Genomic DNA, 25,898 nt, shown 5'->3' with positions numbered 1-25,898 from the left:
GACGAACAGCAGTTGATCGACCGACTCTGGGACTTCGGCGACCCCGCCGCGAGCGAGGAGCGGTTCCGCGAGGCGGCCGACGACGACTCGCATCCGGCGCACGTGCGCGCGGTGATGACGACCCAGCTCGCGCGTGCCGTCGGCATCCAGGGCCGCGCCGACGAGGCGCTCGCGCTGCTCGACGAGGTCGGGTCCCGCGGCATCCCGTCCGACGACCCCGAGCGCGACGCCGCCGAGGTGCGCGCCCGGGTGTCGATCGAGCGCGGGCGCATCCTCGCCGCCTCCGACCGCCGCGCCGAGGCCGTGCCCGAGCTCACGCGCGGCGTTCGCGAGGCCGCGCTCGCCGGATCGAACTTCCTCGTCCTCGACGCGCTGCACATGCTCGCGCTCAACGACGAGGGGCACGAGGAGGAGTGGGCCGCCGAGGGACTCGACGTGCTCGCCGGATCGCGCGACCCGCGCGTGCTGCGCTGGGGTGTCGCCCTGCACAACAACCTCGGCTGGACCATGCACGACTCGGGCCGCGCCGAGGCGGCCCTCGCCGAGTTCCAGCGGGCCGTCGACGCCGCCGACCGGTACGGCACCACCCAGCAGCAGCACGTCGCGCGCTGGTCGGTCGCCCGCTGCCTGCGCACGCTCGGCCGGAACGACGAGGCGCTCGAGCTCCAGCGCGAGCTGGCCCGCGCGCGCCCAGACGATCCCTACGTGCAGTCCGAGCTCGCGGAGCTCACGACGGACGAGTCGGGCGGGGAGCCTACGATCGAGGCATGACGGCCGAAGGAGCGGATGCCGCGGGCGCCGGTCGGTTCACCCTCGACACCCGGCTCTCGGGCGCGCTCGGCGGCCGTACCGCGCAGGCGATCGAGCGCGCGTTCGGCTATCGCACGGTGGGCGACCTGCTCGCGCACTACCCGCGCCGATACGCGCTCCGCGGTGAGTTGACGGCCCTTGCGAGCCTCCCGCTCGACGAGAACGTGACGATCGTCGCCGAGGTGCTCGAGGTGCGCGTACGCGACATGCGCCAGCGGCGGGGGTCGATCGTCGAGGCGAAGATCTCCGACGGCACCGGCATCCTGACGCTCACGTTCTTCAACCAGCGGTGGCGCGAGAACGACCTGCGACCCGGCCGCCGCGGCATCTTCGCGGGCAAGGTCGGCGACTACAAGGGCAACCGGCAGCTCGCGCATCCCGACTACGAGCTCTTCGACGACGCCGAGATCGTCGCCACGGATGCCGCGAAGCGCTGGGTCGAGGCGCCCATCCCGATCTACCCGGCCACCGGCACCCTCGCCAGCTGGCAGCTCGCGAAGTCGATCGCACTGCTGCTCGACGGACTCGGCCCCGTCGACGACCCGCTGCCCGAGCAGGTCCGCGGAGCGCGCTCGCTGCTCGACCACCGGCGGGCGCTCGAGCAGGTCCACCGGCCCGAGACCGAGGCCGACTGGAAGTCGGCACGCCGCACGCTGCGCTTCACCGAGGCGTTCGTGCTGCAGACGGCGCTGCTGCTGCGCCGGGCCGAGCTGCGCGAGCACTCCACGACCGCGCGGCCACCGGCGCCCGAGGGCCTGCTGGCCCGCTTCGACGCGTCGCTCCCGTTCACGCTCACCGACGACCAGCAGGAGGTCGGCGGCGAGATCGCCGACGACCTCGGACAGCCCGTGCCGATGAACCGGCTCGTGCAGGGCGAGGTGGGCTCGGGAAAGACGCTCGTCGCGCTGCGCGCCATGCTCGCGGTCGCCGACTCGGGCGGGCAGTCGGCGCTCCTCGCGCCCACCGAGGTGCTCGCGGCGCAGCACGTGCGGTCGATCGCGCGGATGCTCGGCCCCGACCTGGCTGCGAAGCTCATGCCCACGCTGCTCACGGGCCAACTGCCGACCGCCGAGCGCAAGAAGGCGCTGCTGCGGGCGGCCGCCGGCCAGTCCCGCATCGTCGTCGGCACGCACGCGCTCATCGGCGACACGGTGTCGTTCGCCGACCTCGGGCTCGTGGTCGTCGACGAGCAGCATCGGTTCGGCGTCGACCAGCGCGAGGCGCTGCGACTCAAGGGCCAGCACCCGCCGCATGTGCTCGTGCTCACGGCGACGCCCATCCCGCGCACGGTCGCCATGACCGTGTTCGGCGACCTCGACGTGTCCACGATCCGGGAGCTCCCCGCGGGCCGGGCCGGCATCGAGTCGTTCGTGGTGCCGCTCGCGGACCGTCCGGGCTGGCGGCCGCGCGTCTGGGAGCGGCTCGCCGAGGAGGTCGAGCTCGGCCGCCAGGGCTTCGTGGTGTGCCCGGCGATCGAGGCGAAGGTCGCGGAGGATGACGGCGAGCCGCTCGAGGGAGAGGCCGAGGGCGGGGCGCCCGCGGCATCCGTGACCTCGGTGCTCGCCGAGCTCGCCGCGCACCCGCGCTTCGCCGACAAGCGCGTCGCGCCCCTGCACGGTCGCATGAGCGCCGACGAGAAGGATGCCGCGATGCGCGCGTTCGCGGCGGGCGAGATCGACGTGCTCGTCGCCACGACCGTCATCGAGGTGGGCGTCGACGTGCCGAACGCGAGCGCCATGGTCGTCGTCGACGCCGACCGGTTCGGCGTCTCGCAGCTGCACCAGCTCCGCGGCCGGGTCGGCCGGGGGAGCGTGCCGGGCCTGTGCCTCCTCGTCACGAACGCGGAGGCGGGCTCGCTCGCGCGCCAGCGCGTCGAGGCCGTCGCGGCGACGCTCGACGGGTTCGAGCTGGCCCGCGTCGACCTCGAGCTGCGGCAGGAGGGCGACGTGCTCGGGGCGAGCCAGTCGGGCGGGCGCTCGTCGCTGAAGCTCCTGCGCGTCGTGCGAGACGGCGACGTCATCTCCGACGCCCGCGACCTCGCCGCGGAGGTGCTCGCCGACGACCCGGGGCTCGGCCGACACGCCGCCCTCGCGGCCGAGGTGCGCCGCCGGCTGGACGCCGAGACCAGCGGATTCCTGAGCAAGGGCTGAGACTCTCCGACAGCGCTTCCAGTGCCGCGAGCGGGCACTACGCTGGTGCGTATGCAGCGGATCGCCGTCGTCCCAGGCTCGTTCGACCCCGTCACGCTCGGCCATCTCGACGTCATCGGTCGGGCCGCGGGGCTGTACGACGAGCTGCACGTCGTGGTGGTGCACAACCCCGACAAGACGGCTCTGCTGCCCATCGCGCAGCGCGTGGCGCTCATCGAGAAGTCGATCGTCGACGCCGGCATCGAGGGTCGCATCGTGGTCGCCTCCTGGAGCATGGGGCTCCTCGTCGACTACTGCACCGACGTGGGCGCGACGGTGCTCGTGAAGGGCATCCGCTCGCAGGTCGACGTCGCGTACGAGACACCCATGGCGATCGTGAACCGGCATCTCGCGGGCGTCGAGACCGTCTTCCTCCTGCCCGACCCGGCGAACGCCCACGTCTCGAGCTCGCTCGTGCGTCAGGTGGCCGCGCTCGGCGGCGACGTGTCGCCGTACGTGCCCCTCGTCGTGGCCGACTACCTGCAGGGAGCGGTGACGGCATGAGCGAGGCGGCGGTCACCGTGGGCGGCCAGGCCGACGCCGGCCGCACCGAGCTCGCGCTCGGGATCGACGAGGTCGGCTCGCTCGCGGCGAGCATCGTGCAGAACGTCGAGGCCGTCATCGCCGGCAAGCGCGAGGCCATCACGGCCGCGCTGACCGTGCTGCTCGCCGAGGGCCACCTGCTCATCGAGGACGTGCCCGGCGTCGGCAAGACGATGCTGGCGAAGGCGCTGGCCCGATCGGTCGACGCGAGCGTGAGCCGCATCCAGTTCACCCCCGACCTCCTGCCGAGCGACGTGACGGGCGTGAGCGTCTTCGACCAGTCGACCCGGCAGTTCGAGTTCAAGCGCGGCCCGGTGTTCGCGAACCTCGTCATCGGCGACGAGATCAACCGCGCCAGCCCGAAGACCCAGTCCGCCCTGCTCGAGTGCATGGAGGAGCGCCAGGTCACGGCGGACGGCACGACCTACGTGCTCGATCAGCCGTTCACCGTGGTGGCGACCCAGAACCCGGTCGAGATGGAGGGCACGTACCCACTGCCCGAGGCGCAGCGCGACCGCTTCATGGCCCGGGTCTCGATGGGCTACCCGTCGCCCGCCGACGAGATCGCGATGCTCTCCACCCGCGAGACGTCGAGCCCGCTCGACCGGCTCGAGCCGGTCGTGTCGCTCGCCGAGCTCCGCGACATGATCCAGGGCGTGCAGCACGTGTTCACCTCGCAGCCGGTGAAGGAGTACGCGGTGCAGCTCGCCCGCGCCACCCGTGAAGATCGTCAGCTCCGCCTCGGCGCGAGCCCGCGGGCCACGCTGCAGCTCATCCGCGCGGCGAAGGCGCACGCCGCCATGCACGGCCGCGACTTCGTGCTGCCCGACGACGTCGACGCCCTGGCGGTGCCCGTGCTCGCCCACCGCCTCGTGCCCACGAGCCGTGCCATCGGCGCGCACGACCGCGACAGCGGGCCGCTCATCGACGCCATCGTGCGGCGCATCGTGGGGGAGACGCCGGTTCCGGTCGGCAGCGCACGAAGGAGTTAGCCGTGTCCCGCCCCCGCTCCGTCCGCGTCTCGGCCTGGCCGCGACTCACCAGGCGCGGGGGCGCGCTCGTGGCGGTGGGCGTGCTGCTGCTCGCCGTGTCGCTCTGGTTCGACCTGCGCGACGTCATGCTCCTCGCGTTCGTCGGCATCGCGATGCCCCTCGCGGCGGCCGTCTTCGTGCTCGTCCGCACGCCGCGACTCGCCGTGACGCGCACGTTCGCCCCGCCGGTCGTGCCGGCCGGCGGGTGGACCCGGGTCTCGCTCGTGGTGAAGAACCGCGGCCGGCGCACGTTCGACGGCGCGCACTGGCGCGACACGACGCCCGACGGCATCCAGGCGCCGCCCGAGGCGATCCTGCCGGGCATCGGTCCGTACGAGAGCGTGCTCCCGTCGGGCGACGACACCGTGCGCCTCGAGTACCGGGTGCGGATGCCACGGCGCGGCGTTCCGACGATCGGTCCGCTGCGCGTGGCGGTCTTCGACCCGTTCGGGCTCGCGCGCATCGACCGCGACGTGGGCACCGGGCACGAGCTCGTGGTGACGCCGCGCGTCACGGTGCTCGACGCCGCGCTGGGCAGCGCCGCGTCGATCGACGGCGTGGTGCACGGGCTGCAGCGGCGCACGCACCCGAATTCCGACGAGCTCATCGCCCGCGAGTACCGCTACGGCGACCCGCTCCGCCGCGTGCACTGGGCGGCGACCGCCCGGCGCGGCGAGCTCATGGTGCGCGAGGAGGAGCAGCGCGGCGACCCCGAGGCGCGCCTGCTGCTCGACACCACGCTCTCGGGCCGTCCGCGCGTCGCGTCGCTCCGCCGCGAGCACGACGACACCCCGCACTCCGGGTACGAGCTCGGCATCGAGCTCGCCGCGTCCATCGGGGTGCACCTGCTCGAGCGCGGCTTCCGCGTGCGCTGCACGCAGATCGCCGATCCCGAGCGCGGCGTCACCACCGGGGCCGCCTACGACGGCGGCTATCGCATGCCCGGCGGCGACCGGATGCTGCTCGAGGACCTCGCCCGGCTCGAGGAGCCGAGAATCTCCGCCCACGCCGGCAACGAGCCCGGGGGCTCCGAGGGCCGGCCGCGCGCCCGCGAGGCGCGGGCGCCGGGGTTCGCGGTGCTCATCGACCCCGACGAGCAGGACGCGCGGAACCTCGTCGCCCTGCGCCCGACGCTCGAGCCGGCGATCGCCTTCGCCGTGGAGGGCGTCTCGCGGCGCGTCCTCGACGAGCTCGAGGACGCCGACTGGCGCATCATCCGGCTGCGTCGACCCGCCGACATCGGCGAGGCCTGGGCCGGCATCACGGCGGCCGCGCGCCGCAGCGGCGCGATCGACGCGAGCAGCGACGACGAGCCCGGGGAGGTGGGCGATGGACGCTGACTCCGCGCCGCTCACCCGCGCCCAGCGCCTCGCGCTCACGACCGCGTCGTTCCTGCTGCTCGCGGTGTCGGCGATGGCGCTCGGCCCGCTCCTCTCGGGCAGCGGCTGGTGGTGGCTCTGCGCGTTCATCGCGGCGGGCACGCTGTTCTCGGCCTTCGGGCTCCGCGCCGCTCGCACGCCGCCGTCGCTCGTCCCCGTCCTGGAGCTCGGCGTGCTCCTGCTGCTGCTCACGCTGCTGTTCGGCGGCGGCACGAGCATCGCGCTGATCATCCCGACGCAGGGCACCTTCGAGACGTTCGGCGAGCTCTTCGTGGGCGCGCAGCGCACGATCGAGCAGCAGTCGGTGCCCGCCCTCACCGTGCCGCCGCTGTCGTTCGCACTGGCGCTCGGCATCGGGCTGCTCGCCGTCGTCACCGACATCCTCGTGCAGACGGTGCGCATGCCCGCGCTCGCCGCCGCGCCCGCACTCGTGCCGATCCTCATCCCGGGCTTCATCATCGAGGCGGGCGCCGAGCTGCCGACCCTCGTGCTGACCGCCGCGGCATACCTGCTGCTGCTCCGCGTCGACGTGCGCGTGCGACGCCGCGCGCAGCTCCTCGCCGGTGAGGATCCGGCGGGCCAGAGCACCGGCCAGGCCGCGACGGTCATCGCCCCCAAGCGCGTGCCCATCGTGTCGACGCTCGGCGCGTCGCTCGGGCTCGCGGCCGTCGGCCTGCTCGCGGCATCCGTGCTGGCGGCGTCGACGCCGAGCATCTCGACGAGCCTGCTGCTCGGCTCGCCGTCGCAGGGCACCCTCTTCGCCCGCGGCGTGAGCCCGTTCATCGACCTCGGCCGGGACCTGCGCCGGCCCGACGCCAGGGCCGCGTTCCACTACCTGGCGCGCGACGGCGACCGCCCGTACTTCACCCTCCTGACGCTCGACCGCTTCGAGGGCGAGGTGTGGAGCGCCACCGAACGCGCCGTCGACGGCGACAACACCGTCGACGCCATGCCGCGGCCCGACGGCCTGTCGCGGCGCGTGCAGACGGCGGAGCATCCGATCGACGTCGTGATCGACGACGTGAGCACGACCTGGCTGCCCGTGCCGTACCCGACGGCCGCCATCGAGGGCCTCCGCGGCTCGTGGTTCTGGGACGACGGCTCGCTCACGGTGCGCAGCGTCGACTCGAACACCGACGGGCAGCGCTACCGCGTGACGCGACTCGACGTCGAGCCGACGCCGGCGCAGCTGCGCGCGGCGAGCAACGTGCCCGAGCAGTTCGCCCCGTTCCTCGAGCTGCCCGACGAGATGCCGCAGATCATCACCGACACCGCCGCGGCGGTCACGTCCGGCACCGCCACGAAGTACGACGCCGCGGTCGCCATCCAAGCGTACCTGCGCGGCCCCGACTTCGACTACTCCACCGAGGCGCCCGTCGAGGAGGGGTACGACGGCGGCGGGTTCGACGTCATCGCCCGGTTCCTGGAGACGAAGGCCGGCTACTGCGTGCACTTCGCCTCGACCATGGCCGTGCTCGCCCGCGAGGTCGGCATCCCGGCGCGCATCTCGATCGGCTACACGCAGGGCTCGCCCACCGAGGAGCGCGTCGAGGGCGTGCAGCGCGTCGAGGTCGACTCGCACGACCTGCACGCGTGGCCCGAGCTGTACTTCGAGGGCGTCGGCTGGGTGCCGTTCGAGCCGACGCCGGGCCGCGGCCTCGTGCCCGACTACTCGCGACCCAACGCAGGCGAGGAGCAGGGACCGAACATCCCCAACGCGGCGACGTCGACGCCGGGCGCGAGCGGACGTCCCGAACTCGATCCCGACCGCGGGCTCGCAGGCCCCGACGGCGGCGTGCTCGGCTCGGCGGGCGACCTGTGGCTGCGCGGCGGTGCGCTGCTGCTCGTCGTGCTCGTGCTGCTCGTGACCCCCGCGGCGTTCCGCGGGAGCCAGCGCCTCAGTCGAATGGGCCGCATCCGGCGGGGCGAGCGGCCGGCGGATGCCGCGTGGGACGAGCTCGTCGCCACGGCTCGCGACCTCGGCACCGGGCTCGGCGACGTCGAGACCGCGCGCGCCTTCGCGGCGCGCATGGCCGCACGCCCGGCGTTCGCCGAGGACGTCGTCGCCCGCGGCGCGCTGCTGCGCCTCCGCGACGGCGTGGAGCGCGAACGGTACGGTCCCGTGGGTCGTGCGGCGGGTGGTCCCGGGATCGCCGAGGACCTCGTCACGGCGAGGACGGCGCTGCTCGCCGACGCCACGGCGGGGGAGCGCGCGAGGGCCGTCTTCGTGCCGCGCTCGCTCTTCGAGCGGGCCCGCCGCCTGCTCGGCGATCGGGTTGCTCCCGGGGCGTAGAATCGTCGATCGTGGCCACCCAGCATTCGCCGTTCAGCCTGAACGCGCGCGACCTCGTGAATCGTCCCGGCGAGATGCGCGAGCAGCGCCTCGCGATCCCCGTCGCCCAGCAGATGGGCGAGGGCCTCGTCTCGGTGCGAGAGGGTTCCGAGCTCGATCTCGACGCCCGTCTCGAGTCCGTGCACGAGGGGATCCTCGTCACCGCCGAGGTCGACGCGGTCGCCGAAGGGGAGTGCGGTCGCTGCCTCATCGACATCGCCCTGCCCGTCGAAGTCGAGTTCCAGGAGCTTTTCGCGTATCATTCTGGGGAAGCTTTCGAGTATGAGGTTCAAGACGACCACGTGGATCTTGAATCGCTCATCCGAGATGCGGTGGTGCTGGCACTGCCGTTCCAGCCGGTGTGCCGGCCGGACTGCCCGGGTCTCGACCCAGTGACCGGGCTCCGACTGGCCGATCATCCGGAACTCGTCACCCCTGAGCAGCGCGACCCGAGGTGGGACGCGCTCGCGGGGTTCAAGGCTTCCGAAGACCAAGGCACGGGTGCTGCACCCGAGGCCGACCAGCAGAGAGATTGAGAGAGAGTCATGGCTGTTCCCAAGCGGAAGAAGTCACGAGCCAACACCCACGCGCGCCGTTCGCAGTGGAAGGCCGAGGTCCCCACGCTCGTCAAGACCGTCGAGAACGGCAAGGTCACCTACAGCCTTCCGCACCGCGCGAAGGTCGTCGAGGACTCGGCGGGCACCCCGCTCTTCCTCGAGTACAAGGGCCGCAAGGTCGCCGACGTCTAGTCGGCCGCAGGCACGCCACCGACCGGTCGTGACGCGAACGGAGCAGGCAGGGAATCCAGATCCCACGCTCGACGAGCTGCAGCGCACGCTGCAGGTCGAGGTGGATCCGGCCCTCCTCCAGCTCGCGCTCACGCACCGGTCGTTCGCGTACGAGAACGGCGGCATCCCCACCAACGAGCGCCTCGAGTTCCTCGGCGACTCCATCCTGGGGCAGGCCGTCACGGTCAAGCTGTTCCGCGACCACCCCGAGCTCGACGAGGGCGAGTTGGCCAAGCGTCGCGCGAGCCTCGTCTCGAGCGCCGCGCTCGCCGAGGTCGGCCGGTCCATCGGCGTCGGCTCGTACGTCCGGCTCGGCCGAGGCGAGACCATGACCGGCGGAGCCGACAAGCCGTCGATCCTCGCCGACACCGTCGAGGCGATCATCGGCGCGGTCTACCTCGATGCCGGCGGCGATGCCGCAACGGCGCTGGTGCTGCGCCTCGTCACGCCGCTCCTCGCCGACCCCGACCGGTTCGGTGCGGCCATGGACCCGAAGACGAGCCTGCAGGAGATCGCCGCGCGACGCAGCGCGCCGCCGCCCGTCTACACGGTCGCCGAGTCCGGACCCGACCACAACAAGCACTTCATCGCCACCGTGTCGGTCGGCGAGCTCGTCCAGGCGAGCGGCGAGGGCTCCAGCAAGAAGCAGGCCGAGATGGCCGCCGCGCTCGAGGCCTGGACCGACCTGAACAGCCGTTGACGTGCCCGAGCTTCCCGAGGTCGAGGTCGTCCGCGCCGGACTCGCACCCGCGGTCACCTGCGCGCGCATCGCCGCCGTCGACGTGCTCGACACGCGTTCGCTGACCCGGCACGACGCGGCATCCGGCGACTTCGAGGCGACCCTCACGGGCGCCCGCATCGAGGCCGCCGTGCGACGCGGCAAGTTCCTCTGGCTGCCGATCTCGCCCGACCGTGCCATCGTCGGGCACCTCGGCATGAGCGGCCAGCTGCTGCTGCGGACGCCCGACCACCCGGGCGACGACCGGCATGCCCGCATCCGGCTGCACCTCGAACATCCAGAGCACGGCGAGCTCCGCGTCGACTTCGTCGACCAGCGCACGTTCGGCTCGCTCGCCGTCGACCGCCTCGTGCCCACGGCCGACGGCGAGATCGCCGGGTTCTCGGCGGGCGTGACCGGAGCGTGGGCGCGCAGCATCCCAGCCCAGGTCGCGCACATCGCTCGCGACCCGCTCGACCCCGCCTTCGACGACCGCGCCTTCCTCGACGCGTTCGGGCGCCGTTCGTCGGGCGTGAAGCGCGTGCTGCTCGACCAGAACCTCGTGAGCGGCGTCGGCAACATCTACGCCGACGAGTCGCTGTGGGCGGTGCGGCTGCACGGCGAGCAGCCCGCCTCGTCCATCCCGCGCCGCCGGGCCCGCGAGCTGCTCACGGCGGTCCGCGGGGTGCTGGGCAAGGCGCTCGCCGAGGGCGGCACGAGCTTCGACGAGCAGTACGTCAACGTCAACGGGGCATCCGGCTACTTCGCCCACTCGCTCAACGCCTACGGGCGCGCCGGCCTGCCCTGCCCGCGCTGCGGCACGCCCATGGTGCGTGAGGCCTTCATGAACCGGTCGTCGCACTTCTGCCCGAGGTGCCAGCGGCTCCGGATGCCGCGGCCGGTCGCTGCCACGTCGACTCCAACGCGAACGGACGGAACCCCAGCGCCACGTTGATCGCGAGCATGTGCTCGTTCTCGTCGGCGTTCCACGTGTAGATGCGCTCGCGCGTCGGGTCGGCGTCGTCGAGGGCGACGAGGTTCGCGAGCTTCATCCGCATACCGAGGCGGTGGCCCCGGTGCGGGGCGAGCACGATCGTGTCCCACTGCTCGACCGCCGCGGAGTCGGGCAGGAGCGACAGCTCGGTGAAGCCGGCGACCTCGCCGTCGGGGGCGACCGCGACGACGTTGAGGTGCGTTCGTCCCACGTCGCGCGCACGGCGCTCGCCGTCGCGGATGCGCGCGGCGTCCCACTGCTCGAGCCCCCATTCGATGGCGCCCGCCGGCGGGTCGGTCGACATGCGCTCGTGAGCGGCCGCGAGCGAGTCGAGGAGCTCCTCCGGGGCCTCGTCCTGCCAGGCCACGAGGCGGTAGCCGTCGGCTGCCTGCTCGAGCGATGCGCCGAGCAGCCGTCGGAACTCGTCGCCCCGCCCTGCGACGTCCATGGCGCTCACCCGGTACAGCTGGCCGAGCGCATAGCCGCGTGCGAGCGCGAATCGGACCGCCGGCGCATCGGCCGCGATGTCGGCGTCGCCCTGCGGCGCGTGGAGGCGGGAGCCGGCCGCGTCGGCCGCGTCGATCAGGTGGTCGGCCGAGAGCACGGTGGTGGGGCGCCCCGCCGTGCGCGACGCCTCCTCGGCGGCGGCGAGCAACGCCGAGCCGATGCCCGCGCGTCGCCGGTCGGGCTCGACGCCCAGGACCTCGATGTACGCCGTCGCGGCGTCGTCATCGAGTTCCCACTGCACCTCGACGAGGCCGACCAGCCGATCGGCGTCGAACGCGCCGATCGCGGTGTAGCGCGTGAAGTCGGCCCGGCGCAGGTCCTGCAGCACCTCCCTGGGCCGGCGGGACAGGTCGGAGGTGCCCAGTGCCTCGATGTCGAGGCGCCGCAGAAGCGCGGCGTAGGCGCCCAGCTCGGCGTCATCGGCCGCGCCGGCGTGGTGGGGGAGTCGGATCGGACGGATCTCGACGCTCATGATCGCTCCTCACCTGGGCGCAGGCAGCCGCCCAGACTAGCGCGGGCGCAGCGTCGGCGGCAAGGGTCGATCGGGCGGTGACGGCGCGCGCGGCGGGGCGTGGGGGCCCGTCTCGGGTACGCTGCTGCGAGGCATCCGCACCATCGAGCCGAACCCGGGGGAGCATGTACCTCAAGAGCCTGACGCTGAAGGGCTTCAAGTCCTTCGCTCAGCCGACGACGTTCGCGTTCGAACCGGGCGTCACCTGCATCGTCGGCCCCAACGGCTCGGGCAAGTCCAACGTCGTCGACGCGCTCGCGTGGGTGATGGGCGAGCAGGGCGCGAAGACCCTCCGCGGCGGCAAGATGGAGGACGTCATCTTCGCCGGCACCGCGACGCGCGGGCCGCTCGGACGCGCCGAGGTCAGCCTCACGATCGACAACGCCGACGGCGCGCTGCCCATCGAGTACACCGAGGTCACGATCTCGCGCACGCTGTTCCGCAACGGCCAGAGCGAGTACGCGATCAACGGCGAGACGTGCCGCCTCCTCGACGTGCAGGAGCTGCTCAGCGACTCCGGCCTCGGCCGCGAGATGCACGTCATCGTCGGGCAGGGACAGCTCGACGCGGTGCTGCACGCGAGCGCCGAGGACCGGCGCGGCTTCATCGAGGAGGCCGCCGGCATCCTGAAGCACCGGCGGCGCAAGGAGAAGACCCTCCGCAAGCTCGACGCGATGCAGGCGAACCTCACGCGCCTGAGCGACCTCGCCGGCGAGATCCGCCGCCAGCTGAAGCCGCTCGGACGGCAGGCCGAGGTCGCCCGCGAGGCGGCCACCATCGCCGCCGTCGTGCGGGACGCGCGCGCCCGCCTGCTCGCCGACGAGGTGGTCGGCCTCCGCCGCGCGCTCGAGGAGCACGGCCGGAGCGAGCACGAGCGCCACAGCGAGCGACTCGTGCTGCAGGAGGAGCTCGAGCAGCACCAGGCGAAGGTCGAGCGGCTCGAGGCGACCTACCTCGGCGACGACGTCGACGCGGCCCGCTCGACCACGCACGCGCTGGAGTCGGCGCAGGAGCGCCTGCGTGCGCTCGACGCGCTCGCCAGGCAGCGCATCGCCCTGCTCGGCGCGCAGGTCGAGCCGGCGGATGCCGCGCCGAGCGTCACCCGCGCCATGATCGACGAGGCGTCCGACGGCCTCGACGGCTTCACCGCCGCCGTGGGCGACGCGGCCTCCGCTCTCGAGTCCGCGGTGGTCGCGACCCGGACCGCGCGCAACGAGCTCGACGTCGTCGACCAGGGCATCGCCCGCCAGAGCGCGCAGGTGACGGCCTACGACCTCGAGCTCTCGGGCCTCGCCGGGCAGGCCGACACGGCCGCATCCAAGCTCGCCGCGGTGCGCGGCGAGGTGCTCCGGCACGCCAACGCACTCGAGGCGGCCGCCGCGCGCCGGGAGACCGCGGGCGTCGCGCTCGCGCGCGTCGAGGCGGAGGCCGCGGCGGGCGGCGACGCCGAGACCGACCTCGACGAGGCCTACGAGCTCGCGCAGGCCGGCGTGTTCGAGGCCGAGGCCGAGATCGAGCGCATCCGCGAGGAGCTGCACGCCCGCGAACGGGAGCAGGGAGCGCTCGCCGCACGCACGGCCGCGCTCTCGCTCGCGCTCGACCAGAAGGACGGCTCGGCGGCGCTCGTCGCCGCGAACGTGGACGGCGTCCGTGGGCTCCTCGCGGAATCGCTGCACGTCGAGCCCGGGTTCGAGGCCGCGATCGCCGCCGCGCTCGGCTCGCTCACCGACGCCGTGCTCGTCGACGACCGCGACGCCGCCTGGCGCGCGCTCGAGCACGCCGAGCGCGGCGAGCTCGGCCGTGTCGCGCTCGCACTCGCCCACCCGGGCATCGAGCCACGCACGGCCACCGCGGTCGACGGGCTCACCGCGGCATCCGACGTCGTCACCGCCCCCTCGGGCGTGACGGCGCTGCTCGCCGAGGTGCTCATCGCCGACGACCTCGCCGCCGCCCGCGCCGCGGAGCCCGCGCTCGCGCGACTCGAGGGGCCGGCCACCGTCATCACCAGGGACGGCACCGTCGTCGGCCGCTACGTCGTGCGCGGCGGCACCGGCCGTGAGCAGAGCCGCATCGAGCTCATCGCCGAACGCGATCGCGCGGGCGCCCGCCTCGAGGAGGTGCGCTCGGAGCTCGAGCGCAGCCGGTTCGAGCTCGCCGAGCAGCGCGAGCTCGTCGAGCGCTCGAAGGAGCAGGCGAAGGCCGCGCTCGCCGCGCTGCGCGAGTACGACGCGCAGCTCGCCCAGCGCACCGAGCTGCTGAACCGCGCTCGCGTGCAGGTCGAGGCCGCCGACGCCGAGGCCGCGCGCCTCGAGCAGGCGGCCGCGAACGCGCAGGAGCGCGTCGCCGAGGCCGAGCGCGCCGCGGAGGCTGCGAAGGCGGCGCTCGAGGCGGCCCGCGCGGTGCCGCGTCCGGTGCTCGACGCGACCGCCCGCGACGGCGCAGTGTCGGCGCTCGACCGTGCGCGCGAGCTCGAGGTCGAGGCGCGTCTCCGGGTCGAGACCGCCAAGGAGCGCGTGCGCGCCGAGGAGGCCCGGGTGCGGGCCATGGAGCGCCAGTTCGAGTCCGAGCAGCAGGCCGCAGCGGATGCCGCGCGGCGGGCGGTGCTCCGCCGTGCGCAGCTCGCGGCGGCGTCGCGGGTCGCCGAGTCCCTTCCCGCGGTGCTCGCGTCGGTCGACGCCTCGGTCGCCGAGGCGCGCGTGGCGCTCGGACGGGCGGAAGCGCAGCGCTCGAGCCGCAACGAGGAGCTGCAGCGCGTGCGACGGCAGGAGGCCGCCGTGCGCGCGCGGCTGCACGCCGTGACCGAGGACGTCCACGGCCTGGAGCTGCGCATCTACGAGAAGAAGCTGCACGCCGCCGGGCTCGTCGAACGCGCCGAGTCGGAGCTCGGGCTGACCGAGGACGTGCTCGTGGCCGAGTACGGCCCCGATGCCGAGGTGCCGGCCGAGTCCGAGGACGCCGAGCCTCGCCCGTTCGTGCGCGAGGAGCAGCAGCGCCGCCTCGCCGCCGCCGAGCGCAAGCTCGCGCAGCTCGGGCGCGTGAACCCGCTCGCGCTCGAGGAGTTCGCGGCGCTCGAGCAGCGGCACCAGTTCCTCACCGAGCAGCTCACCGACCTCGCGAACACCCGCAAGGACCTCCTCACGATCATCGAGGAGATCGACGGCAAGATGGAGTCGATCTTCCGGGGAGCGTTCGAGGACACGCGCGCGGCGTTCGCGGAGGTGTTCCCGGTGCTGTTCCCCGGCGGCGAGGGCCGGATCGCGCTGACCGACCCCGACGACATGCTGACGACCGGCATCGAGGTGTCGGTGAAGCCCGCCGGCAAGAAGATCGAGCGCCTCTCCCTGCTCTCGGGCGGCGAGCGCTCGCTCGCCGCGGTCGCGCTGCTCATCGCGATCTTCAAGGCCCGCCCGAGCCCGTTCTACATCATGGACGAGGTCGAGGCCGCGCTCGACGACGCGAACCTCGGGCGCCTGCTCACGACCCTGGAAGACCTGCGCGAGTCGAGCCAGCTCATCGTGATCACGCACCAGAAGCGCACGATGGAGATCGCCGACGCCCTCTACGGGGTCTCGATGCGCCAGGACGGCGTCTCGGCCGTCGTGGGCCAGCGCGTGCGCGAGGAGCGCGAGGCGAAGGCGAGCTGACGCCGTCGCGCGGCATCCGCTCGCCGCGGCTCAGGTGAGCCGTCGGTCGCGCGAGTCGACCGTGCGGAACCACCGGTACCCGTAGGCGCCCACCTCCACCTCGGCCCGCCCGCGATCGTCGATCGGCACGACCGTGTCGGACAGCAGGTCGGAGAGCCGCGCCTCCTCCGGCACCTCCCCGAGCGGGAGGCGCACGGTCACCGGCGTCGACGCGAAGTTGTGCACCGCGATGAAGCTGCCGACGTCGGCCGAGAGGCGGTGCGCGAGCACGGCGGGCTCGCCGGCGTCGAGCAGCTCGAGCCGTCCCCACCCGATTTCGGGCGAGCTGCGGAACCGGTGCGCGAAGTGGCGGATCTTCGCGAGCAGCGACTCGGAGTCGTGCATCTGCGACTCCACGTTCACGTGCTCGGGCGCGTAGCCGTCGGTCGGGGGCTTCGCCACGAGCTTGCGCGCCGGCGCGCGCGAGAACCCGCCGTTCGCCTCGGTCGACCACTGCATGGGCGACCGCACGGTCAGGCGCCCGCCGAGGTCGGGGTTCTCGCCCATGCCGATCTCCTCGCCGTAGAAGAGCACCGGGGTGCCCGGCAGCGAGAAGAGGAGGCTGTAGGCCAGTTCGATCCGCCGCGGATCACCGCCGACCATCGGGGGGAGCCGTCGGGTGATGCCGCGCCCGTAGATGCGCTGGGACTCCTCGGGCGCGAAGGCGTCGAAGACCTCCTCGCGCTCCTCGTCGCTCAGCTTGTCGAGCGTCAGCTCGTCGTGGTTCCGCACGAAGTTCGCCCACTGGGCCTCGATGCGCAGCTCGGGACGCTCGGCGAGCATCTCCGCGAGCGGCGTCGCGTCCTCGCGGACGAACGACAGGTACATGCGCTGCATGACGGGGAAGTCGAACTGCATCGTGAGCTCGGCCGGTGCGTCGACGTGGCCGAAGAAGTCGAGCTGCCCCGCGTAATCGAGGTTCACCTCGCCGAGCAGGATCGCGTCGCTCGAGCGGCGCTGCAGGAACCGGCGGATGTCGCGGAGGAAGTCGTGCGGATCGCCGACGTCGACGCCGGCCGGCGGCTCGATGAGGAACGGCACGGCGTCGACGCGGAACCCCGAGACGCCGAGCTCGAGCCAGAAGCCCATGGTCTTCGCGATCTCGTCGCGCACGGCTGGGTTCGCGATGTTCAGGTCGGGCTGGTGCCGGTAGAAGCTGTGCAGGTAGTACTGGTCGGTGCGCTCGTCGTACTCCCAGACGCTCGACTCCTCGCCCGGGAACACGACCTGCGGTTGCTGCTTCGGCGGCTCGTCGCGCCAGACGTAGAAGTCGCGGAACCGCGAGTCGCGACTGCGCCGCGCGTCCTGGAACCACGGATGTCGGTCGGACGTGTGGTTCATCACGAAGTCGATGATGACCCGCATGCCCCGGTCCTTCGCGGTGCGCATGAACTCGACGAAGTCGCCCAGGGAGCCGTAGCGCGGGTCGATGGCCTGGAAGTCGGTGATGTCGTAGCCGTCGTCGCGGCGCGGCGACGGCTGGAACGGCATGAGCCAGAGGCAGCTGACGCCGAGCTCCGCGAGGTGGTCGAGCCGGTGCGAGAGGCCCTCGAAGTCGCCGATGCCGTCGTCGTTCCAGTCCAGGTACTTCTCGACGTCGAGGCAGTACACCACGGCCGTCTTCCACCACAGGTCGCTGCGGTCGGTGATCTTCATCGTCCCGTCACCTTCAGTTCGGGCACGACGTGTTCGCCGAAGACGTCGATGAACTCGTCCTGCTCGGTGCCGACGTGGTGCAGGAACACGCGGTCGGCGCCGGCGTCGACGAGCTCGGCGAGCTTCGCCAGGTGGCGGGCGGGGTCGCTCGAGACCTGCACCGTGCGGGCGACGTCGTCGGGCGTGGCATCCGCCGTGGCCGCATCGAACGCCTCGGGGCGGTCGATCTCCCAGATCGTCGGGCCCGGGAGGACGCCCGTGCGCCACTGGTCGTGCGCGATCGCGAGCGCCTCCTCGTCGGTGCGCGCCCAGCTCAGGTGCACCTGCACGGCGACGGGGCCGTGCCCGCCGGCGTCGCGGTAGGCGCCGATGACCTCGCGGAGCGCGTCGCGGGGCTGGTCGACCGTGATGAGGCCGTCGGCCCACGCGGCCCCCGAACGCGCCGTCTCGGAGCTCACGGCCGCGACGTGCAGCGGCGGCGGCACCGGCGGCAGGCTCCAGACGCGGGCGCGGTCGAGGCGCACGTGGCCGTCGGCCGTCACCTCCTCGCCGCGGAGCAGCCGTCGGATCGCGTCGACCGACTCGCGGAGGCGCTCGTCGCGCTCGGCCTTCCGCGGGAACGGGTCGCCCGTGACGTGCTCGTTGAGCGCCTCGCCGCTGCCGAGCGCCGTCCAGAAACGGCCCGGGTACATCGACTCGAGCGTCGCGATCGCCTGCGCGGTGATCGCCGGGTGGTAGCGCTGGCCGGGAGCCGTGACGACGCCGAGGGGGATGAGCGTCGCCTGCAGTACCGAGCCGAGCCAGCTCCAGGCGTAGCCGGACTCGCCCTGCCGCACGCTCCATGGCTCGAGGTGGTCCGAGCACATCGCGGCGTCGAAGCCCGCCTCCTCGGCGCGCTGCACGGCGTGCAGGAGGCGCGCCGGGGCGATCTGCTCGTGCGAGGCGTGGAATCCCACGATCGTCATCCGGTCTCCTTCCGTCGCCCTCGACGCTTCCGTGCGCGTGCCGGGGCGGCAAGGCCTTGCAAATAGACTCGATCGCATGGCAGAACGCGCATCGTGGTCGCTCGGGGCGGCTCTCCGGGGGGTCTTCGGGGCGAAGACCATCGACGAGGACACATGGGACGACCTCGAGTCGGCGCTGATCCGCGCGGACTTCGGGCCGGCCGTGACCGAGGAGATCGTCGACGCGATCAAGGCGCAGGTCGAGCGGTACCGCACGACCGATCCGCGCGACGTGCAGCGGATGCTGCGGGAGCTCATCGAGGAGCGGCTCTCGAAGTACGACCCCACGCTGAAGCTCACCGAGCGCCCGGCCGTGGTGCTCGTCGTCGGCGTGAACGGCGTCGGCAAGACCACCACGATCGGCAAATTCGCCCGGTTCCTGCGCAGCTACGACCGCAGCGTCGTCGTCGGCGCGGCGGACACGTTCCGTGCGGCCGCGGTGGACCAGCTCGCGACGTGGGCGTCCCGCGCCGGGGTCGACGTCGTGCGTCCAGAGCGCGAGGGCCAGGACCCGGCATCCGTCGCCTTCCAGACCGTCGAGAAGGCGAAGCAGGAGGGCATCGAGATCGTCATCATCGACACGGCCGGCCGTCTGCACACCAAGGGCGGGCTCATGGACGAACTGTCGAAGATCCGGCGCGTCGTCGAGAAGCAGGCGCCGATCAGCGAGGTGCTGCTCGTGCTCGACGCGACGACCGGACAGAACGGCCTCGCGCAGGCCGAGGCGTTCATCGAGCACGGCGGCGTGACGGGCCTCGTGCTCACGAAGCTCGACGGCAGCGCGAAGGGCGGATTCGTGCTGGCCGTGCAGGAGAAGACGGGCCTGCCGATCAAGCTCATCGGCCAGGGCGAGGGCATCGGCGACCTGACGGGCTTCACGCCGCACGTGTTCGCCCAGAAGCTCGTCGGCTAGGGCAGCGGAGGACATCATGGCGACCGAGCACGACTACTTCGGGATCGTCGGCGACTACTGGTCGGAGATGATCGAGTACGCCGACCAGCGGGTCGAGGTGGTGCTCGAGGCCGAGGACGAGATGGTGGCGAGCGCAGCGCTGGATGCCGCGGCGGTGCTCGTCGGCGAGCTGGAGCTCGTCGACGATGAGCTGCGGTCGGCGTTCGTCAGCCAGCTCGACTCCGGGAGCACGCCCGTGATGCGGTTCCTCGACGTGCTGCTGGACCCCGAGCTCGAGCAGGCCGAGGAGATCGATGCGGCGATCGGCCGCGATTCGGGCGACCGGCAGGTGGATGCGCTGCGATCGCTGTCCCTGCTGCGCGTCGACCTGCGGCCCGAGGCCGACGGCCCGGGTGAGCCGTTCGCCGAGTTCGAGTACGCGCTCGCCCCCGACGACAGCGACGAGCGGCTCATCGCCGCGATCGACATCGGTCGCGAGGTCGTCGACGTGCGCTTCGAGGGCTGATCGCCGGCCCGTGCAGCTGAGAGGCATCCGCTCTCGCCTACAATCGAAGGCACCATGGCTACCTTCGGAAACCTGTCTGACCGCCTCGCCGAGACCTTCAAGAACCTCCGCACCAAGGGCAAGCTGTCGGCGGCGGACGTCGACGGCACCGTGCGCGAGATCCGTCGCGCCCTGCTCGACGCCGACGTCTCGCTCGACGTGGTCAAGCAGTTCACCGCGCACGTGCGCGAGCGCGCGCTCGGCGACGAGGTCAACAAGGCGCTGAACCCCGCGCAGCAGGTCGTGCAGATCGTCAACGACGAGCTCATCGCGATCCTCGGCGGCCAGCAGCGCCGGCTGCAGTTCGCGAAGAACCCGCCGACGGTCATCATGCTCGCGGGCCTCCAGGGCGCCGGCAAGACCACGCTCGCGGGCAAGCTCGCGAAGTGGCTCGTGAAGGACGGCCACACCCCGTTGCTCGTCGCGGCCGACCTCCAGCGTCCGAACGCCGTGAATCAGCTCCAGGTCGTGGGCGGGCAGGCCGGCGTGCCGGTCTTCGCGCCCGAGCCCGGCAACGGCGTCGGCGACCCGGTCAAGGTCGCGAAGGACGCTGTGGCGCAGGCCGTGCGCTCGCAGCACGACGTGGTCGTCATCGACACCGCCGGCCGCCTCGGCGTCGACGCCGAGATGATGAAGCAGGCCGCGAACATCCGCAAGGCGACGAACCCCGACGAGGTGCTGTTCGTCATCGACGCGATGATCGGCCAGGACGCCGTCACGACGGCGAAGGCCTTCCAGGAGGGCGTGGACTTCACGGGCGTCGTGCTCTCGAAGCTCGACGGCGATGCGCGCGGCGGCGCCGCGCTCAGCGTGGCGTCCGTCACCGGTCGCCCGATCATCTTCGCGTCCACCGGTGAGGGCCTCGACGACTTCGAGCCGTTCCACCCCGACCGCATGGCGAGCCGCATCCTCGACCTCGGCGACATCCTCACGCTCATCGAGCAGGCCCAGCAGGCCTTCGACGAGGAGGAGGCCATCAAGGTCGCCGAGAAGCTCGCGACCGAGCAGTTCACGCTCGAGGACTTCCTCAAGCAGATGCAGCAGCTCCGCGGCGCCGGCTCGATCAAGAAGATGCTCGGCATGCTGCCGGGCGCGGGCGGCATGAAGCAGCAGCTCGAGAACTTCGACGAGCGCGAGATCGTGCGCACCGAGGCGATCATCCAGTCGATGACCGTCGCCGAGCGACGCAACCCCAAGCTCCTCAACGGCTCCCGTCGCCTGCGCATCGCGAGGGGCTCGGGCATGACCGTCACCGACGTGAACCAGCTCGTGCAGCGCTTCGAGCAGGCCGCGAAGATGATGAAGACCGTCGCGCGCGGCGGCGTGCCGCAGGTCCCCGGCATGGGCCCGATCCCGGGCGTCGGCACCTACGGCGGCGGCAAGCGGCAGGCCGCCAAGGGCAAGAAGAAGTCGTCGGGCTCGCGGTCGGGCAACCCCGCGAAGCGCGCCGCCGAGAACGCCGCGATCGCGTCGGGCGTCGCGCCGGCCGGCCCGCCGTCGGCTCCCACGGGGTCGGGCTTCGGACTGGGCACGGGCGGTGCAGCGCCGAAGGGTGCTCCGAGCGAGGACGAGCTCGCCGCCCTGCAGAAGTTCCTCGGCCGCTGACGGCCCACGGCCGGTCGCGGCTCGGCTGACCGTCGCCGGTCGGCCGAGCGGATGCCGCGCGGCCGACGTCAGCCGGCCGGGAGCCGTGCCTCGATCTCGAGGAGCCGGTCGACCTCGAGCGCCTGCGCGGTCGCGATCGCGCGCGCCCACCGGGTGACGGACGAGTCGCCGCGCTCGGCGAGCCGCGCCTCCGCCATCTCGACCGCGCCGCGGTGGTGCGGCACCATCGCCTCGATGAACAGTCGGTCGAAGGCCGTGCCGCGCAGCTCAGCGGCCCGGTCGAGGGTCGAGCGGCTGATCGCACCCGCCATGTCGTCCGCGTGATCGTGCTCCTCGGCCGCGACGTCGCGCGTGCTGCGACGTTCGAGCCAGGTGCGCATCTGCTCGGCCTCGTCGGCCTGCACGAGGGCGATCCGCTCGGCCAGGTCGGCGAGCTCCGCGTCGGCCACCCGTCCGGGCGCGAGCTCGGCGAGCTCGACGGCCTGCTCGTGGTGCACGATCATCGCGGCGACGAAGGCGACGTCCGCCGCTGTCGCGTCCTGGTCGACGGTCGCACCCGTGGCCGCGCCGTCCGACTCGGCGCCCGCCGGTGGCGCCGGCGTGACGAAGCCCGGCGTCGTCGAGGCGGTCCCCGGGTCGGCCGTGCACCCGGCGACGCACCCGACGCCCCCGACGAGGACGACGGCCGCCAGGGCGACGGCGGGGGCCGCGAGCGAGCGGGTGCCTCGTGCGGTCATCGGAGCGTCCGACGGCGACGCCGCACGGCGAGCGCCGCGTGGTACGCCAGCGCGATGGCGAACGGGATGAGCACGAGCAGCCACCAGGCCCCGCCGTCGGGCGTCTCCGGCGCGGCATCCGCCGCCGGTGCGGCCGTGTGCTCGGCCACGACGACGCTCGCGAGGGCGAGCTTCGGCGCCGAGGCGTCGCCCCGCACCACGAGGTCGTACGAGCCGGGGACGAGGGGGCCGGGGAGGTTCACCTCGGTCGGTGCGAGCGCGCCGTCGGCGGAGGCGGTGACCGTCGCGAGCACGGCCTGCGTCGGCATCCACCACACGTCGGCCGTCTCGCCGGCGGTGAGCGATGCCGCCGGCAGCGACACCGTGACGGTCGCCGTCTCCGCGGGCTCGAGCTCGGCCGGCTCCACCGCGAGCGTCTCGAGGGGCGCCCGCTCCTCGGCGGCGGTCGGCACCACGGGCGCCTCGCGCCAGACCCACGAGAACGCGGGCTGCGTCTGCGGGTTCAGGCTCGTGTCGTCGTAGCGCGCGGCGTCGGCGAAGAGCGGATCCGTGAGGCGCAGCACGTCGAGGCCCTCGTACATGTCGCTCGCGTAGAGGTAGCCCCGATAGGGGTAGACCGCCCAGATCCCGGCCGTGTAGTCCATCGAGTACCCGTAGGAGGGCCGGTCGAACCAGGCGAGCTCGACGGGCGCCGCGGGGTCGGTGAGGTCGACGACCGAGACGCCGCCCTCGAGCCACGCCTGCGCGACGATGAACCGCCCGGGCACCGGCACCAGGCCCCCCGAGTGGGCGACGCACTTCTCGAGGTCGGACTGCTCGCGCGGCAGCTTGTACGTGCCCGCCTTGACGAGACCCTCGGGCTGGATGGCCCACACCGCGTCGGCGCCGCGGTCCGTGCCGTAGGCCGGGGAGCACGTGTTGATGAAGCCGTCGCCGAGCTCGTCCTGGAACACGATGCGCGTCGCGTCGTTGTCGAAGATGCCCGAGTGCCAGAACGTGACCGCCGGATCGCGGACGCGCTGGAGGACCACCGGGTTCAGCGGGTCCGCGATCGAGAGGAGCAGCCCGTCGCCGCGGCACGCCGCCACCGCGAGCGCCTTCGCCGGGTACGCCGTGATGTCGTGGCATCCGGTGGTCGACCGGGTCTCGGCGCCGCCCGCCACCCGGTCCTCGGGGCCGAACGCCGTCTCGTCGTCGAAGAGGTCGAGCTCGCTCACGATCGCGGCGTTCTCGGGAGCCGCGAGCGGCACCTCGATGATCTGCAGGGGGTTGCGTCCGGTGCAGTGCAGCGAGGCGCCCCGGCTGTAGGCGTTCATGTAGACGAACACGCGGTCGGTGCTCGCCGGATCGGGCACGACCGTGTGCGTGTGGCCGCCGCAGCGGGTGCGCACGGCGGCGGCGTACCGGGGCGCCGCGGGGTCGCTGATGTCGAAGACGCGCAGCCCCTCCCAGTTCTCCTCGGTCTCGGGCACCCGGCCGGCCGCGCAGGAGTCGTCGGACATGGTCTCGTCGATCGCGATGAGGACCAGGTTGCCGACCGTGCTGATGTCGCCCTGCCCGCCCGGGCACGACACGGCGCTCACGAGCGCGGGCGCGGCCGGATCCGCGATGTCCCAGATCGAGAAGCCGGCGTAGTTGCCCTGCACGAGGTAGTCGCCCGAGAAGGCGAGGTCGGAGTTGATGAAGTCGGCGTCGTCGCCCTGCCGGAACGGGTTGTCGCGGTGGGCGACCCACTCGATCCCGCCGCCCATCGACGGCTCGCGGCCCGGCGGCGCGACCGGGGGTTCGGACTGCGCCGTGGCCGGCCCGCCCACGGCGGACGCGGCGAGCACGATCGCGACGAGGCCGGTCACGGCGCCGCGCGCCAGCGACCACGCGCGACCGGCGGCCATGTCAGTCCACGGGGTCGTCGTCGCGACGCACCGGCGCGTCGCCCACGAACGCGGTGAGCGCCGCGTCGCGGAGGAGCTCGATGGGTCGCGGACCGGTGTCGGCGTGGCGCAGCATCTCCTCGCCGGCGAGGGGCTCCGACGACGCCGCGATCACCACGTTGCCGAGGCTCATGCCCTCCACGACCGCCGGCGAGGCGAGCGCGAGCACGTCCTCGTACCGCGCCGCGAGCGTCGCGATCACCTCCCGGCTCATGCCGAGTCCCGCGGTCGCGAGGGTGTTCACCACGACGAGCCCGTCGGGGGCGAGGAGCTGGTCGAGCTGGTCGAAGAACTCCGCGGTCGACATGTGCCGGGGCGACACCGCGCCCGAGAACACGTCGACGACCGCGACGTCCCAGCCGCCGCCCGTGCGCGCGGCCCGCTCCACGGCGACGCGGCCGTCGTCGAACTCGACCGTGAGCTCCACGTCGTCGTCGAGCGGCAGCACGTCGAGCACGAACTCGAACAGCTCGCGATGCAGCTCGACCACGTGCTGCACCGATCCCGGTCGCGTCGCCGCGACGTAGCGCGGGATCGTGAGGGCGCCCGCCCCGAGGTGCAGGACGCGCAGGGGGACGCCGGGCTCGCGGCATCCGTCGATGACCGACGCGACGAGCCGGGTGTACTCGAGCTGGAGGTCGAGCGGGTCGTCGGGGTTCACGTGCGATTGGGTCGTGCCCTCGATGACGAGCGAGTAGCCGCCGTGCGTGCCGCGCTCGGGCAGGAGCCTCGCGCTGACGTGCTCGCCGTCGAGTTCGAGTCGGGGATCGCCCATGCTGACCACACTAGGTCGGGGCCGGACGGCAGGCCAGACGCCGTGACGACATCGGAACCTTCGGGGTCGAGTTCGACGTTCGGACCTGTGACCCGCCTATGATGTGCGCCAGAGGCCGTGGTATCCGAAGGCGGGCCCTAACGCCCCCGGACCACGTCGGATGGGGGCATGGTGCAGGCGGCAGTGTCACAGTCCCAGCAGGTTGCCGCGGCATGGGACGAACGGGTGCTCGGGACCCACTCGACCCCGCACTTCATGCAGTCGAGCACGTGGGAGGCCGTGCGCTCGCGCGGCCCGTGGCACGTGCACCGGCGCGGCCTCGGCACCCAGCGGGACTACCCGGTGCTCGTGTTCGAGCGCCTCGTCCCGGGGTACGGCCTCTTCCAGCACCTGCCCCGCGTGAGCGGCCTGGAGCCCGCCGACGTCGGCCCGCTCACCCAGCGGGTCCGCGACGAGCGCGGCACGGCCTTCGCGACGAAGATCGAGGTGCACCAGCCGCGCGACGAGGCCCTCGTCGAGGCGTTCCTCGCACACGGGTGGCTGCCGGCCAAGGCGTCCCAGTACCGGCACACCGTCGTCGTCGACACCTCGGCGAGCGAGGAGGAGATCCTCGCGAACATGAAGAAGCGCGCCCGCGCCGAGATCCGGGTCGCCGAGCGGCACGGGGTCGAGGTGCGCCGGGCCGAGCTCGACGCGGCGAACCGCACCCGCATGATCGACCTCGTGCGCGAGACCGAGGAGCGCTCGGGCGCGTACTTCCGGGGCGACGATTACCTCGAGGCGGTGTGGGAGACGTTCGCGGCCGACGATCGCGGGCGGCTCTACTTCGCCCGGTACGCCGACCAGGTCGTCGCGGGTGCGTTCATCGCCCGGTACGGGCCGAACGCCTGGTACAAGGACGGCGGTTCGACCCGCGACCACCCGCACCTCATGGCGTCGCGACTGCTGCAGTGGCGCATCATCCGCGACCTCGCCTCCGACGGCGTCGAGCGGTACGACCTCGGGCACGTCCCGCCGCCGGGGGAGCCCGATGCCCCCGGACACGGCATCCTCGTCTTCAAGAGCGCCTTCACGCGCGAGGTGCTCGAGTACATGCCCGCGTTCCAGCTCTCGCACGAGGAGCGGGGCGAGGCGTGGCGGCAGGGCGAGGGCGAGTTCATCGCCGCCTACCGCGAGCGCACCGGCGACTACTGGTACTGAGCCGCGAGATCCTGAGCCGCGCGCGGTCCCGCATCGCGTTGCGAATGC

At 73.0% G+C, this 25,898-nt stretch carries 21 protein-coding genes; 15 read left to right on the top strand and 6 right to left on the bottom strand.

Going from position 1 to position 25,898, the window contains the following annotated elements; genetic code table 11:
* The first annotated feature begins 12 nt into the window (after positions 1–12).
* The 10 genes from ACFVN5_RS10850 (at position 13) to mutM (ending at position 10,745) form a co-directional block, all read left to right on the top strand.
* Positions 13–771 carry a tetratricopeptide repeat protein gene (locus ACFVN5_RS10850; RefSeq protein ID WP_376955104.1) on the top strand — a complete coding sequence of 253 codons (759 nt, stop codon included), beginning with the start codon at positions 13–15 and terminating at the stop codon, positions 769–771.
* Positions 768–2,960 (top strand): ATP-dependent DNA helicase RecG, encoded by a 2,193-nt coding sequence (locus tag ACFVN5_RS10845; RefSeq protein WP_376955102.1) that lies wholly within the window; start codon positions 768–770, stop codon positions 2,958–2,960. Before ACFVN5_RS10850 ends, ACFVN5_RS10845 begins: the two co-directional genes overlap by 4 nt.
* A gap of 51 nt (positions 2,961–3,011) precedes the next feature.
* A complete protein-coding gene (gene coaD, locus ACFVN5_RS10840; RefSeq protein ID WP_376955100.1) occupies positions 3,012–3,503 on the top strand; it encodes a pantetheine-phosphate adenylyltransferase in 492 nt (163 codons plus the stop codon).
* Complete coding sequence (locus ACFVN5_RS10835) at positions 3,500–4,534, top strand: AAA family ATPase (RefSeq protein ID WP_376955099.1); 1,035 nt, start codon at positions 3,500–3,502, stop codon at positions 4,532–4,534. Before coaD ends, ACFVN5_RS10835 begins: the two co-directional genes overlap by 4 nt.
* A gap of 2 nt (positions 4,535–4,536) precedes the next feature.
* Positions 4,537–5,913, top strand: coding sequence for a DUF58 domain-containing protein (locus tag ACFVN5_RS10830; protein ID WP_376955098.1), 1,377 nt, complete (start codon positions 4,537–4,539; stop codon positions 5,911–5,913).
* The gene (locus ACFVN5_RS10825) at positions 5,903–8,245 is read left to right on the top strand and encodes a transglutaminaseTgpA domain-containing protein (protein ID WP_376955096.1); all 2,343 of its coding nucleotides are present in this window, start codon (positions 5,903–5,905) and stop codon (positions 8,243–8,245) included. The genes ACFVN5_RS10830 and ACFVN5_RS10825 overlap by 11 nt, the downstream gene beginning before the upstream one ends.
* Positions 8,246–8,253: 8 nt before the next feature.
* Complete coding sequence (locus tag ACFVN5_RS10820) at positions 8,254–8,820, top strand: YceD family protein (RefSeq protein ID WP_376955638.1); 567 nt, start codon at positions 8,254–8,256, stop codon at positions 8,818–8,820.
* A 9-nt stretch (positions 8,821–8,829) separates the two neighbouring features.
* Positions 8,830–9,033 (top strand): 50S ribosomal protein L32, encoded by a 204-nt coding sequence (rpmF, locus tag ACFVN5_RS10815; RefSeq protein WP_022887809.1) that lies wholly within the window; start codon positions 8,830–8,832, stop codon positions 9,031–9,033.
* Positions 9,034–9,109: 76 nt separating this feature from the next.
* The gene (gene rnc, locus ACFVN5_RS10810; RefSeq protein ID WP_376955637.1) at positions 9,110–9,772 is read left to right on the top strand and encodes a ribonuclease III; all 663 of its coding nucleotides are present in this window, start codon (positions 9,110–9,112) and stop codon (positions 9,770–9,772) included.
* Position 9,773: 1 nt separating this feature from the next.
* The gene (gene mutM, locus ACFVN5_RS10805) at positions 9,774–10,745 is read left to right on the top strand and encodes a bifunctional DNA-formamidopyrimidine glycosylase/DNA-(apurinic or apyrimidinic site) lyase (protein ID WP_376955094.1); all 972 of its coding nucleotides are present in this window, start codon (positions 9,774–9,776) and stop codon (positions 10,743–10,745) included.
* Here the strand turns inward: mutM and ACFVN5_RS10800 are convergent.
* On the bottom strand, positions 10,633–11,763 hold the full coding sequence (locus tag ACFVN5_RS10800; RefSeq protein WP_376955092.1) for a GNAT family N-acetyltransferase: 1,131 nt from the start codon (positions 11,761–11,763) through the stop codon (positions 10,633–10,635). The two genes, mutM and ACFVN5_RS10800, sit on opposite strands and share 113 nt — an antisense overlap.
* 164 nt (positions 11,764–11,927) lie before the next feature.
* On the opposite strand from ACFVN5_RS10800, the gene smc reads away from it, so the two are divergent.
* Positions 11,928–15,446 carry a chromosome segregation protein SMC gene (gene smc / locus ACFVN5_RS10795; RefSeq protein ID WP_376955091.1) on the top strand — a complete coding sequence of 1,173 codons (3,519 nt, stop codon included), beginning with the start codon at positions 11,928–11,930 and terminating at the stop codon, positions 15,444–15,446.
* A gap of 30 nt (positions 15,447–15,476) precedes the next feature.
* Here the strand turns inward: smc and ACFVN5_RS10790 are convergent, their stop codons facing one another.
* Both ACFVN5_RS10790 and ACFVN5_RS10785 read right to left on the bottom strand, forming a co-directional pair.
* Positions 15,477–17,141, bottom strand: coding sequence for an alpha-amylase family protein (locus tag ACFVN5_RS10790; protein WP_376955089.1), 1,665 nt, complete (start codon positions 17,139–17,141; stop codon positions 15,477–15,479).
* Positions 17,138–18,106, bottom strand: a complete 969-nt coding sequence (locus tag ACFVN5_RS10785) for a TIGR03885 family FMN-dependent LLM class oxidoreductase (protein WP_376955088.1) — start codon at positions 18,104–18,106, stop codon at positions 17,138–17,140. The genes ACFVN5_RS10790 and ACFVN5_RS10785 overlap by 4 nt, the downstream gene beginning before the upstream one ends.
* 76 nt (positions 18,107–18,182) lie before the next feature.
* Here ACFVN5_RS10785 and ftsY point away from each other — a divergent pair, with 76 nt between their 5' ends.
* The 3 genes from ftsY to ffh are packed head-to-tail and all read left to right on the top strand — an operon-like array spanning position 18,183 to position 21,207.
* Positions 18,183–19,058, top strand: coding sequence for a signal recognition particle-docking protein FtsY (gene ftsY, locus ACFVN5_RS10780; RefSeq protein WP_376955086.1), 876 nt, complete (start codon positions 18,183–18,185; stop codon positions 19,056–19,058).
* 16 nt (positions 19,059–19,074) lie between these two features.
* On the top strand, positions 19,075–19,563 hold the full coding sequence (locus ACFVN5_RS10775) for a hypothetical protein (protein ID WP_376955084.1): 489 nt from the start codon (positions 19,075–19,077) through the stop codon (positions 19,561–19,563).
* 54 nt (positions 19,564–19,617) lie between these two features.
* Positions 19,618–21,207 carry a signal recognition particle protein gene (gene ffh, locus ACFVN5_RS10770; RefSeq protein WP_376955082.1) on the top strand — a complete coding sequence of 530 codons (1,590 nt, stop codon included), beginning with the start codon at positions 19,618–19,620 and terminating at the stop codon, positions 21,205–21,207.
* A 68-nt stretch (positions 21,208–21,275) separates the two neighbouring features.
* On the opposite strand, the gene ACFVN5_RS10765 is transcribed toward ffh, so the two are convergent.
* The 3 genes from ACFVN5_RS10765 to ACFVN5_RS10755 are packed head-to-tail and all read right to left on the bottom strand — an operon-like array spanning position 21,276 to position 24,650.
* Complete coding sequence (locus tag ACFVN5_RS10765; RefSeq protein ID WP_376955081.1) at positions 21,276–21,944, bottom strand: DUF305 domain-containing protein; 669 nt, start codon at positions 21,942–21,944, stop codon at positions 21,276–21,278.
* Entirely contained in the window at positions 21,941–23,836 is a 1,896-nt protein-coding gene (locus tag ACFVN5_RS10760; protein WP_376955079.1) for an LVIVD repeat-containing protein, read from the bottom strand. Before ACFVN5_RS10760 ends, ACFVN5_RS10765 begins: the two co-directional genes overlap by 4 nt.
* 1 nt (position 23,837) lies before the next feature.
* A complete protein-coding gene (locus ACFVN5_RS10755; protein WP_376955078.1) occupies positions 23,838–24,650 on the bottom strand; it encodes a spermidine synthase in 813 nt (270 codons plus the stop codon).
* Between the two features lie 183 nt (positions 24,651–24,833).
* On the opposite strand from ACFVN5_RS10755, the gene ACFVN5_RS10750 reads away from it, so the two are divergent.
* Positions 24,834–25,850 (top strand): lipid II:glycine glycyltransferase FemX, encoded by a 1,017-nt coding sequence (locus tag ACFVN5_RS10750; RefSeq protein ID WP_376955077.1) that lies wholly within the window; start codon positions 24,834–24,836, stop codon positions 25,848–25,850.
* The last annotated feature ends 48 nt before the right edge of the window (positions 25,851–25,898 follow it).

The sequence above is a fragment of the Agromyces sp. NPDC057865 genome, from assembly GCF_042796995.1.
Taxonomy (GTDB): domain Bacteria; phylum Actinomycetota; class Actinomycetes; order Actinomycetales; family Microbacteriaceae; genus Agromyces.
The sequence above is the reverse complement of the archived record's forward strand: the minus strand, read 5'-3'. Positions and strand labels throughout refer to the sequence as shown.